At 50.4% G+C, this 11,825-nt stretch carries 13 protein-coding genes; 10 read left to right on the plus strand and 3 right to left on the minus strand.

Features of this window, described 5'->3' with window-relative positions; all coding sequences use genetic code 11:
* Positions 1-273 precede the first annotated feature (273 nt).
* The 9 genes from ydgH to EKN83_RS14640 all read left to right on the plus strand — a co-directional run bounded on the left by ydgH (position 274) and on the right by EKN83_RS14640 (position 8,222).
* A complete protein-coding gene (gene ydgH / locus EKN83_RS14600) occupies positions 274-1,218 on the plus strand; it encodes a DUF1471 family protein YdgH (protein WP_025758566.1) in 945 nt (314 codons plus the stop codon).
* A 184-nt stretch (positions 1,219-1,402) separates the two neighbouring features.
* Positions 1,403-2,785 carry an amino acid permease gene (locus tag EKN83_RS14605; protein WP_025758565.1) on the plus strand — a complete coding sequence of 461 codons (1,383 nt, stop codon included), beginning with the start codon at positions 1,403-1,405 and terminating at the stop codon, positions 2,783-2,785.
* A gap of 39 nt (positions 2,786-2,824) precedes the next feature.
* The gene (gene folM, locus EKN83_RS14610; RefSeq protein WP_126801200.1) at positions 2,825-3,547 is read left to right on the plus strand and encodes a dihydromonapterin reductase; all 723 of its coding nucleotides are present in this window, start codon (positions 2,825-2,827) and stop codon (positions 3,545-3,547) included.
* A gap of 94 nt (positions 3,548-3,641) precedes the next feature.
* Entirely contained in the window at positions 3,642-4,358 is a 717-nt protein-coding gene (gene rstA / locus EKN83_RS14615; RefSeq protein WP_025758561.1) for a two-component system response regulator RstA, read from the plus strand.
* A gap of 252 nt (positions 4,359-4,610) precedes the next feature.
* On the plus strand, positions 4,611-4,871 hold the full coding sequence (locus EKN83_RS14620) for a hypothetical protein (RefSeq protein WP_045284909.1): 261 nt from the start codon (positions 4,611-4,613) through the stop codon (positions 4,869-4,871).
* A gap of 450 nt (positions 4,872-5,321) precedes the next feature.
* On the plus strand, positions 5,322-5,777 hold the full coding sequence (locus EKN83_RS14625; protein ID WP_126801201.1) for a hypothetical protein: 456 nt from the start codon (positions 5,322-5,324) through the stop codon (positions 5,775-5,777).
* An 89-nt stretch (positions 5,778-5,866) separates the two neighbouring features.
* A complete protein-coding gene (locus tag EKN83_RS14630; RefSeq protein ID WP_126801202.1) occupies positions 5,867-6,538 on the plus strand; it encodes an SOS response-associated peptidase in 672 nt (223 codons plus the stop codon).
* A 144-nt stretch (positions 6,539-6,682) separates the two neighbouring features.
* A complete protein-coding gene (locus EKN83_RS14635) occupies positions 6,683-7,399 on the plus strand; it encodes an SDR family oxidoreductase (protein ID WP_047038757.1) in 717 nt (238 codons plus the stop codon).
* Between the two features lie 127 nt (positions 7,400-7,526).
* Positions 7,527-8,222 (plus strand): alpha/beta fold hydrolase, encoded by a 696-nt coding sequence (locus tag EKN83_RS14640; protein WP_126801203.1) that lies wholly within the window; start codon positions 7,527-7,529, stop codon positions 8,220-8,222.
* Between the two features lie 91 nt (positions 8,223-8,313).
* Here the strand turns inward: EKN83_RS14640 and EKN83_RS14645 are convergent, their stop codons facing one another.
* From EKN83_RS14645 to EKN83_RS14655, 3 genes are all read right to left on the minus strand, one after another.
* The gene (locus EKN83_RS14645; RefSeq protein ID WP_126801204.1) at positions 8,314-9,582 is read right to left on the minus strand and encodes a Y-family DNA polymerase; all 1,269 of its coding nucleotides are present in this window, start codon (positions 9,580-9,582) and stop codon (positions 8,314-8,316) included.
* A gap of 2 nt (positions 9,583-9,584) precedes the next feature.
* A complete protein-coding gene (locus EKN83_RS14650; protein WP_126801205.1) occupies positions 9,585-10,004 on the minus strand; it encodes a translesion error-prone DNA polymerase V autoproteolytic subunit in 420 nt (139 codons plus the stop codon).
* 172 nt (positions 10,005-10,176) lie between these two features.
* Complete coding sequence (locus tag EKN83_RS14655) at positions 10,177-10,734, minus strand: recombinase family protein (protein WP_126801206.1); 558 nt, start codon at positions 10,732-10,734, stop codon at positions 10,177-10,179.
* Positions 10,735-10,924: 190 nt separating this feature from the next.
* Here EKN83_RS14655 and EKN83_RS23695 point away from each other — a divergent pair, with 190 nt between their 5' ends.
* Positions 10,925-11,815, plus strand: a complete 891-nt coding sequence (locus EKN83_RS23695; protein ID WP_409513609.1) for a hypothetical protein — start codon at positions 10,925-10,927, stop codon at positions 11,813-11,815.
* Positions 11,816-11,825: the final 10 nt, after the last annotated feature.

Consider the following 11,825-nt stretch of genomic DNA (forward strand, 5'->3'; position numbering starts at 1 on the left):
GCAAGCGAAGCGGTAAAAACATGATATAGCGCCATAAGAGAACAACTTATTAACATTAAATTAACTTGTAAAAGTCATAAGCTTTATCAGTTTTACTTGTCAAACGCCTGTTTTTTCAACATATCACTAAATGTTATCGAATTCGGTGATTCAGTGAGCACAGGCTGTGAAAAATGGCGCAGACAGCGACAGGTTTTAAATGCAATAATCGGGACCGTCTCAAATTAACAACAATACCAGTACATGGTTTGCGCAAGGCGAAGGATTATTTTTATGAAGCTTAAGAACACACTCCTGGCGTCCGCACTTCTTTGTGGGACCGCCCTGTCTGCGAATGCCGCAACAGAGTTAACGCCGGAGCAAGCGGCAGCGTTAAAACCTTTTGACCATACGGTCATTGTGGGTCGTTATAATTCTATTGGCGATGCCGTCGCCGCTGCATCAAAAGCCGCTGATAAAAACGGGGCGGCCTCGTTTTACGTTGTTGACCAGTCTGACTATGGCAACAGCGGTAACCAGCGTGTGACCATTGCGCTGTACAAAGACAATGCGCCAAAAGCTGACGCACCAAAAAACCGCGTGATCAACGGTGTCGTTGAGTTGCCGAAAGATCAGGCGATTGAGCTGGAACCTTACGACACGGTTACCGTTCAGGGCTTCTACCGCAGCCAGCCTGAAGTGAACGATGCCATCACCAAAGCCGCGAAAGCGAAAGGTGCATACTCTTTCTACATCGTGCGTCAGGTCGATGCCAACCAGGGCGGCAACCAGCGTATTACCGCATTCATCTATAAAGAAGATGCGAAAAAACGTGTTCTGCAAAGCCCGGATGCGATCCCGGCTGATTCAGAAGCGGGTCGCGCAGCGCTGGCGAAAGGCGGCGAAGAAGCGAAGAAAGTTGAAATCCCTGGCGTAGCAACCTCTGCTGCACCCAGTGCTGAAGTGGGCCGTTTCTTTGAAACGCAATCCACAAAAGGTGGCCGTTATTCCGTGACGCTGCCAGACGGCACCAAAATTGAAGAGCTGAACAAAGCCACTGCTGCGCAGATGGTGCCGTTCGACAGCATCAAGTTTACCGGCAACTACGGCAACATGACGGAAGTCTCTTATCAGGTCGCGAAGCGTGCGGCGAAGAAAGGGGCGAAGTACTACCATATCACCCGCCAGTGGCAGGAACGTGGTAACAACGTGACCATCAGCGCCGATCTGTACAAGTAACAAAACCGTTTACGAAAGGCGGCGCAATGCCGCCTTTTTTGTTACTTTTTTTGAATTTCTGCCACACGTCATTGCATGCTTTCGTTACACTCCGTAAAATCCCGCGCCTTAGTGTGATCCACCATTTTTATGCGCCTGTGCGAAATAATTATTCTGGATTTGGACCTTTCATAACAGGAAGCTAATGGAAAAGAAACTTGGCCTGAGTGCTCTGACTGCACTCGTTTTAAGCTCAATGCTGGGTGCGGGCGTATTCAGTTTGCCGCAAAACATGGCGGCCGTCGCAAGCCCTGCCGCACTGCTCATTGGCTGGGGCATTACGGGCGTTGGAATAATGCTGCTGGCCTTCGCCATGCTGCTGCTCACCCGCATTCGCCCCGATCTGGACGGCGGGATTTTCACCTATGCCCGTGAAGGTTTCGGCGAGCTGATTGGCTTCTGTTCCGCGTGGGGATACTGGCTGTGTGCGGTTATCGCCAATGTCTCTTATCTGGTTATTGTCTTTTCGGCGCTCAGTTTCTTTACCGATACCCCAGCGCTACGCCTCTTTGGCGACGGCAATACCTGGCAGTCTATTGTCGGCGCCTCGGTGTTGCTGTGGTTCGTTCACTGGCTGGTGCTACGTGGCGTACAAACCGCCGCCAGCATTAACCTGGTCGCGACCCTCGCGAAGCTGGTTCCGCTTGGCCTGTTTATCGTTCTGGCCTTTATCGCGTTTCGTCTCGACGTGTTTACACTCGATTTCAGCGGCATGGCGCTTGGCGTCCCGGTCTGGGAGCAGGTGAAAAATACGATGCTGATCACCCTGTGGGTGTTTATCGGGGTTGAAGGCGCGGTCGTGGTGTCAGCCCGTGCCCGCAATAAACGTGACGTTGGCCGTGCCACGCTGCTGGCTGTACTGGCGGCGCTGGGGGTGTATCTGCTGGTCACGCTGCTGTCGCTGGGCGTGGTGGCGCGTCCTGAGCTGGCCGAAATGCGTAACCCGTCAATGGCCGGACTGATGGTGAAAATGCTCGGTCCCTGGGGCGATGTGGTGATTGCTGCGGGCCTGATTATCTCCGTCTGCGGGGCTTACTTGAGCTGGACCATCATGGCGGCGGAAGTGCCGTTCCTGGCCTCTACGCACAAAGCATTTCCTCGCCTGTTTGCGCGTCAGAACAAAAACAATGCGCCTGCCGCGTCACTGTGGCTGACCAACATCAGCGTTCAGGTCTGCCTTGTTCTGATCTGGCTCACAGGTTCAGACTATAACACCCTGTTGACCATCGCCTCGGAAATGATTCTGGTACCCTATTTCTTAGTGGGTGCCTATTTGTTAAAAATTGCCACACGCCCGGTACATTATGTCGTGGGTGTCGGAGCCTGTATTTACGGCCTGTGGTTGTTGTATGCTTCCGGGCCTATGCATCTGCTGCTGTCGGTGGTGTTGTACGCGCCGGGGCTGCTGGTGTTTATCTACGCCCGCCACACGCATCAGCTGGAGAATGCGCTGAAACGCCGTGAAATGGCATTAATTGGACTGTTACTGGTTGCTGCCGTACCGGCAACCTGGATGTTGATGGGATAGCATCGCCTTTCCCATTGTTGAACTGCAAAGGAGAATACGATGGGAAATGCACAGCTTCGTCCAATACTGATCACCGGTGGAGGCCGTCGAATCGGCCTCGCCCTCGCCCATCATTTTCTTAACCTTCGCCAGCCGGTCATTATCAGCTACCGTACCGAATATCCGTCAATTGAAGGACTGCGCAAAGCCGGAGCGGTCTGCATTCAGGCTGATTTTTCAACCGATGACGGCATTCTGGCCTTTGCGGAAAAGGTGAAATCCACCACCACGGCTCTGCGTGCGATTATCCATAACGCCAGCGCATGGCAGGCCGAAAAGTCCGGCACATCACTCAGCGCAACGCTCTCCGCCATGTTGCAGATCCACGTCAACGCGCCTTATCTGCTTAACCATGCGCTACAGGATCTGCTGCGCGGGCATGGACATGCTGCGGGCGATATCATTCACTTCACCGATTATGTGGTAGAGCGTGGAAGCGACAAGCACATCGCCTATGCGGCCAGTAAAGCCGCACTGGATAACATGACGCGCTCGTTTGCCCGTAAACTCGCCCCGGAGGTGAAGGTCAACGCCATCGCCCCGGCGATGATTTTGTTCAACGAAAACGATGATGCGGAGTACCGTCAGCAGGCGCTGAATAAGTCGCTCATGAAAATTGCGCCGGGCGAAAAAGAGGTGATCGACCTGGTGGATTACCTGCTCACCAGTTGCTATGTCACCGGCAGAACCTTTGCCGTGGACGGCGGCCGGCCGCTGCGCTAGTGAAAATAGCGGAACCGGCGTTAATGTTGAAAGATTAATGGAAGGTTAAGGTTCCGCGGTGTATGTTGGCTTTTTTCACGAAAACAGACGTTGTATGAATAAGATTGTTTATGTTGAAGACGAACCCGAAGTCGGGCAACTGATTGCCGCCTATCTGGGTAAACATGATATGGACGTCATTGTTGAGCCTCGCGGCGATTGTGCCGAAGAGGTGGTGGTCCGTGAAAACCCCGATCTGGTGTTGCTGGATATCATGTTGCCAGGGAAGGACGGTATGACGCTCTGCCGTGACCTGCGCGCCCGCTGGGACGGCCCTATCGTACTTCTCACCTCTCTGGACAGCGATATGAACCATATTCTGTCGCTGGAGATGGGGGCCAATGACTACATTCTGAAAACCACACCGCCTGCCGTCCTGCTTGCCCGCCTGCGCCTCCATTTACGCCAGCACGCCAGCATCGAACGCGAAGCACCGGCGCCGTCTCTGACACCGCATAAAGCCATGCGGTTTGGTACGCTGTCGATTGATCCGATTAACCGTCAGGTGTTGCTGTCCGGGGAACTTATAGCCCTCTCTACCGCAGACTTTGACCTGCTGTGGGAGCTGGCAACCCATGCCGGGCAGATCATGGACCGTGACGCGCTGCTGAAAAACCTGCGGGGAGTAAGCTATGACGGAATGGACCGCAGCGTGGACGTTGCGATTTCGCGGCTGCGCAAGAAACTGCAGGATAATGCCACCGAGCCCTACCGCATCAAAACCGTGCGTAACAAGGGCTACCTGTTTGCCCCCCACGCCTGGGAAACCTGATCGTCTTATCCGTACAAGATATTCTGCGCGAAATGAAGGCATTACACGACGTTCGCCTTTCTTTCGCGCGTTTATTCCCCCGTTTGCGCAACAATTAACTTGCTAAGCCCGCGAACTATTCCATAATTACCTTCTCATCTCTCTTCTCTTCAGCTCGCCCCGCACCGGCGACCGTTTTACTCATTTTCGCCGTGAAGCTTTCACGACATCTCTCCCATAAAATCTTGAAATGAGGATTTAAGACCATGAATTATGTATAGCTACAATCAGGTAGAAGCCATCAAAACCAATCTTGAGTGGATTGTGAATCAGGCTACCCTTAACCACGCCTCCCCCTCACGCACCGATCAAAAAGCGCTCTTTGACCTGCTGGAACTGATCCAGTCATATGAAATACTCCTGGATCTTATTCACGAATTCGGGACGGATGTGATTGATATGCACATTGCGGAAGGCCTGGCCATGACAGAAAAACTCATCGCCAAGGTAAAAAACAGCGCGAAAGCCATTTAACACGCTAGACAGACATGAAAAACCTGAAGGGTTTTCATGTATATTCTGCACATAGCGTTTTTGCGGTGAGATCCAATGAAAAAGCTGTTTGTGCAGTTTTAGTGTGTAGAAAATTCGCAACTCATTGAAATGGTTTTATTTTACATGATATCAGTGAGTTAGCCCGAAACGTTTAACGGACATCTACGGACGTGCACGGTCTTTTTTATGCCCCTGTAGGTGTCCCTGCTTTCAAAATGCCCCCAAATCTGCCCCCAAAATTCTGTTTCATTTAACTGATTTGCGACTACGTTTCCGGTTTTTAAACCTCCTGCTTTACTGCCCCCACCTCCCAACAGCATAATCATCGTGAATGAGTTGTATGACTTAATCGGCGTGCGCTATTTTTTTATTACTGCTTGTTTGCATGGCATTACTTCACTCCCCTTATGACATTTGAGAAGGACTTCTATGAAACATTTATTCTCTCGCCTTCCGGAGGAGTTCCTCCACACTCACCTCGGTAAATTCAGATTTGGATCCTTTGACGACATCCCAAAAGACGATGAACCGTTTGTCTACCCTAAGTTCAGCGACATTCGTTTCATTCTACCTCCTGTGTTTGCTCAAGAGGGTGGAAGCATCATTTTTGCCGATGGGTTAAAAATTCTGGAAAGCATGGGGGATGAAGCATTTAACATCGACCCAATTCGCTGGCACAAAGTTAAAAGCTACATTGCCAACGGTATTGTCGAGTATCCGGAGATGACCTCGCCATTCCGAATTATGGATGGTCGGCACAGAACCCTCGCTCTTACTCAACTTTATCCTGGTATAAAAATTCCTGTTATCGTCCCTCACAGCCTTCACAGTGAAGTTATTGAAACAGGAATTTTCAATAAAGCTATCGTTGAACCAATGCTTTAACTGCAGATAGATAGGGAGGCATTGAATTGGTCCCCATTTAGCGTGCTTATCTGCGTCTATACTTTCAGTCTGACAACTGGAGGTGCCCGATGTGTGGACGGTTTGCACAAGCTCAAACCCGTGAAGAATATCTGGCTTACCTGGCCGATGAAGCCGATCGCGACATCGCATACGACCCTGAGCCTATTGGACGGTACAACGTGGCGCCAGGTACCAAAGTTCTGTTGCTGAGCGAACGTGACGATCAACTGCATATTGATCCGGTCCTGTGGTCATACGCGCCCGGGTGGTGGGATAAACCACCACTGATTAATGCTCGTGTCGAGACGGCGGCAACCAGCAGAATGTTTAAGCCGCTGTGGCAACATGGCCGGGCAATTTGCTTTGCTGATGGTTGGTTCGAATGGAAGAAAGAAGGCGACAAGAAACAGCCATACTTCATTCATCGGGCCGATGGTCAGCCAATATTCATGGCTGCGATCGGCAGCACGCCATTTGAGCGTGGAGACGAAGCAGAGGGATTTTTGATAGTGACGTCTGCAGCTGATAAAGGCCTGGTCGATATTCACGACCGCCGGCCGCTTGTTCTGTCGCCTGAAGCTGCACGCGAATGGATGCGTCAGGATGTAGGAGGGAAAGAAGCTGAAGAGATAGCGGCCGATGGCGCTGTGCCCGCCGACAAGTTTATCTGGCACGCCGTGACGCGCGCCGTGGGTAATGTGAAGAATCAGGGGCCGGAGCTAATCGAGGCAGCACGATAAAAGGTAAAAGAGACCTAGCACGTCCGAAATGAGCGAAGAGCGGAAGTTGGTCATTGTTCTGCTAGTCTAATAGACGGTGAACAAAAAATGGGATGTCAGTACCATATTATTCGCATCCATTCAAATGAGATCGAGGATTCTACTATGGGACCTTATCGTACTTTTCTTATTACAGGCGCAACCAGAGGTATAGGGAGAGCACTCAGTGACAAATTATCAGAACAGGGTCACCTGGTTGTGGGTATTGCCCGTAATAGTGATGCCAGCTTTCCAGGGGTTTTATATACGACCGATCTGAGTAGCTCTGATGAAACAAATTTAATTCTAATGAAAATTGCCAAAAATCACGAAGTTCACGGTATCGTAAATAACGTAGGGGTGGCCTTACCTCAACAACTGGGAAGTATTGATATTCCGACCTTCCTGAATGTCATGGATATCAATGTACGGGTAGCAGTTCAGATAACACAGGCGCTGGTTGCCAAAATGAAGCGCAGAGGCTGGGGAAGAATTGTGAATGTATGTAGCCGTGCTATTTACGGTGCGACTGACCGAACAGCTTACGCAGCAGCAAAAAGTGCGCTGGTAGGTTGTACACGAACCTGGGCATTAGAGCTTGCTCAATTCGGGATCACCGCAAACGCGATTGCTCCTGGGCCAATAGAGACAGAGCTTTTTCATAAAACACGACCTGTTGGAAGTGAAGCAGAACAACGTGTTTTATCGACAATCCCTATGGGCAGACTGGGCTCTCCTGCTGAAGTGGCTTCAGCAATAGCCTTTCTTTTATCATCAGAAGCGAGTTTTATTACTGGCGTAGTACTGCCTGTTGATGGTGGAGGAAGCCTGGGAGGACGTTAGAAATGTTAAGAAACTCTGTGGAAATTGAAACGCTTATCCAGGGCTGGTATTTGATATTGTCGCAGTTAGTAAGATATTTTAACCTGTCTAACCTAATAAATACACATGATGCATTTAAGCGAGTTCTATGAGTTTAAAGCCGCGTAAAATCGTTTTAATTCCCGGGTTTATGCTGAATGAAATGCTTTGGCATGAATTTGAAACATACCTGCCGTCAAACTGTATTGTTCATCATGCATCTGTAACTGAAGGACGAACCATTCATGATGTCGTTCAGCATCTGATTACTCTTCTGCCTGAGAAGTTTTCTTTGATAGGCTTTTCGATGGGAGGGTATATTGCCCGACAACTGGCAGCAGAATTCCCTGAACGTGTAGAGTCCTTAGTGCTTATTGCCAGTTCCTTACGGGAAGATACGCCGTTAGAGGCTGAAGCAAAGCGAAAAAGCGTGCAGTCATTGTCCCCCACAACGTTTAAGGGGCTGAGCAGCCATGCTATTGCCCGGACACTCCATCCTATAAACACATCAAATCAGGATATGATTTCAGCTATTCAGAAAATGGGATGCTCTCTGGGATTTGAAGCCTTCATCACGCAATCATCCTTATCCCGGCAAGGTATACCTTATGCAACGATATGTTGTCCAACATTGGTTATCGCCAGTGAAGATGATGCCATCCGTTCGATGAAGGAGGCAGAAGAGTTGGTCGAAGCCATACCTTCTGCGTCGTTTAGAATCATTCGGAATTGCGGCCATATGATTCCGCTCGAACAACCCAGGGAGTTGGCAAAAACTATTGTTGAATGGCTCCCGCCTACGTAAATTATTGGGTATTTATCCGCAAATATCCTGGCTTACTTCATCAGGGTAAGGTCCCCTCTTGGCACAAAGCGGACCAAGACATCCGGAAAATTTATCGGACTCTAAGCAGATCTGAATATCTCGTCGTATATCGAGGCGACAGCATTTCTCGCTTCATCTGCCACTGCTGCTGTATGCCCTGCCCGGCAAAGTAGAGTGTTCCTTTTCCATCTTTAGCGTTCAGGTGATCGAGCACCTCCATTAACTTCTCGCTACCAGCTCGGGGGGCACTGTCGTCGAACAGGTTGAGCTGGGCCACACCCTGGCTGAAGAAGTCGCCCAGCATAATGCCGGCTTTTTGGTATCGGTGACCATCCTTCCAGATTTTGTCCAGGCACTTGATCGCGGCGTTGATGATATCGCGGGAATCCTGTGTAGGTGTGAGAAGCTTCATTGACGCACTGTTGCCGTAATATGGCTCATTCAGGGCAAAGGGAGAAGTCTTCACGAACGCGGAGATAAAACGGCAATACTGGTGCTCGCCGCGTAACTTTTCTGCACCTCGGGCCGCATAACTGCAGATAGCCTGGCGCATCTGCTCGTATTCTGTAACGCGTTCGCCAAAAGACCGGGAACAGACAATCTCCTGTTTTGCAGGTGCAAACTCCTCCAGTTCCAGACATGGTTCGCCGCGCAGCTCCCGGACCGTTCGCTCCAAGACGACATTGAAGTGCTTTCGAATAATCCAGGTGCTTTGTTCTGATAAGTCCAGAGCCGTTTTAATACCCATGGCGTTAAGCTTCTTACTGATGCGGCGGCCAACGCCCCATACGTCCTCAACCGGCACAATAGACAACAACCGACGCTGGCGATCGATATTGGACAAATCAACCACTCCGCCCGTCTGCCTCTGCCATTTCTTGGCGGCGTGATTTGCCAGCTTAGCGAGGGTTTTCGTTTGGGCAATGCCAACGCCAACGGTAAGGTGCGTACGCTTCAGAACCGTAGCGCGAATCTCCTTGCCGAACTCGGTCAGGTCCCGGCAGTTGCGAACACCTGTTAGGTCGCAAAAAGCTTCATCGATACTGTAAATTTCGACGCGGGGGCTCATTTCCTCAAGCGTCGTCATTACCCGGTTCGACATGTCTGCGTACAGCTCGTAGTTACTGCTGAAGCAAACAACACCCGCGCGTCGGAATAGATCCTTTTGCTTAAAGAACGGCTCTCCCATGGTAATTCCAGCCGCCTTGGCCTCGGCGCTGCGTGCGATTACGCAGCCGTCATTGTTCGACAGAACAACCACTGGCCGCCCTTTCAAATCTGGCCGAAACACCGTCTCGCATGATGCGTAGAACGAATTCACATCACAGAGCGCAAACATACTTAGCTCGCTGATTTGACGATGAAAGTCACGACACCGAACACGTCGAGCGTGTCTTCGCTGCCGACGATGATCGGACTATAGGCGCTGTTCATAGGATTGAGTTGCACTGTCGGGCGCAGCTGCAGGCGTTTAACAGTAAATTCCCCTTCCACAGCGGCGATAACAATGTCACCGTGCTCAGCAGTCCTGGAGCTGTCCACCACCAGCAGATCTCCGTCGCTTATCCCGGCTTCGATCATAGAATCGCCCGCGGCTTTGACGAAATACGTTGAGCTCGGGTGAGCGACAAGTAACTCATTGAGATCAATGCGCTGTTCAACGTAATCAGCCGCGGGGCTTGGGAAACCACACTGCACTAAGTCACTAAAAAGCGGAAGAGCAATAATTTCTCGCAGTTCTGCAGGCCTGATAAAATCCATGTTGCATACCTCGAATACTGTTTTTATATACAGTAGTTTCATTTGATTATGCACGCAAGACAGAGGGTCTGTCATGAATGATTAAAGCTTCGCCGTTTCGTTTCTAAGTTTCTATGTCGCTTCGAATTATGAGTTTTGTAAATTTTGTTACAGTAACTCTGTGTGAGCAAATTTAAGCCGGTTTTGAAACGGGGAATTTTTTATAGAGCGTGCATACTGCCACGTCATAAATTATCGCTACCTGCTTTCTGTCCACGCCGTTCGCAATCAGTCGGCCCGCCTGGTCCCATTGTTCCTGGGTAAGCTTTGGACGCCTGCCGCCGATTCGACCTTTCTCACGAGCTGCAGCCAAACCTGCCCGGGTGCGCTCCACAATCAACTCCCTCTCCATTTCCGCCAGGGCTGACATAATATGAAAGATGAAGCGGCCCATCGGGCTTGATGTGTCGATACTGTCAGTGAGGCTCTTGAAGTGGATGCCGCGTTGCCGGAGTTCATCCACCAGCAGCACAAGATTCCGCATGCTGCGCCCAAGGCGATCCAGCTTCCAGACTACCAGCGTATCCCCCTCATTCAGCGCCTTAAGAAGCTTCTTCAACGCTGGTCGGTTCGCCACTGTTCCGCTCATTTTTTCTTCGAAAATCTGCTCACATCCTGCGCGTTCGAGTGCCTGTCGCTGAAGATCCGTATTTTGGTCATTTGTTGACACCCTGACATAGCCAATTTGCATATTTTTCACCCAATAAATTCTGCAAAAAAATCAGATGAAGTTATCGGCCATGAAGCGTCAGGGCAATCTATAAAACGTCGGTTTGGGAAGTAGCGATAATGTTGCTTTCAGCAACTTGAATCTCGAGCGCGGTAATGAATCTTCTGCATCAGGGATTTTAACAACCACATCGAGGGACGGCAGTGGTTCGGTGAAGAACTATGCTCGCTTCTACGCAGAAAGACGTGCAGACGGTAATGACTACCTGACGCTACACATCAACGGGGCCAATAACACCCTTAACCGTTATCTCTCATTGCGTGCTTCCGACGGTGCCGTAATAGCTGCCTCAGCAGCACTTGGTATAGGATTTGAATCTCAACTTGGTGATGTCGCCCAATGCATGAATGAAAGGAGACTTAATGGAGGGACAGCTGCATTTCGTTCTCTCAACCCAGGTCTTGTCGTAGGCGGTACTAACTTTCAATATGCCGCCTCATTTTTCTTCACTGCTGGTGATGTTCAGTCCGCGCTGTGGGTTGATTATCGTACCGGGAACGCAATGGTTTCATCTGGGAACAATACCGCTATCGCAGGAGGTACGGCACAAATTAATAACCTTTGGGGAACTAAAAACACGACGGTCGATACCAACGGTTTCATTAAGCGAGCCTCTCCTGTGGTGAAGATATTTTCGGATGGCGTATACCGAACAAATGATGAATCTGAGGGCTGCACTGTTACCAGGATCCGAAAGGGGGAATATCTGTTAGAAGGATGTCAGGGGCTTAACTCTGACGCAGCTTGGGGTGGTATCGATGGCGGTTTTGATATCCCCACCGACCGCAACAAGCAGCCGCTGATCTGGCTGGACTATGAGGTTAACGCGGATGGTTCTGTCCTGGTGAAAACCTTTCATCGCACACATCCGAAAGCGCCAGAATTCGCCAGGAACGAGCTGCAGGGTATCAACGATGGTGATCCGGTCGATATCCCCCGTGACCAGTTTGTGACCGTGCGCGTCGAGATGCCTGCCGATTCTTTGTACAACCAAAGAATGAGATCTGCGGAGCTGGCAATGACTGCCGGTGATAGTGAATAAATGTCGGTTT

The organism is Enterobacter sp. WCHEn090032, assembly GCF_003986875.1.
GTDB lineage: Bacteria > Pseudomonadota > Gammaproteobacteria > Enterobacterales > Enterobacteriaceae > Enterobacter > Enterobacter sichuanensis.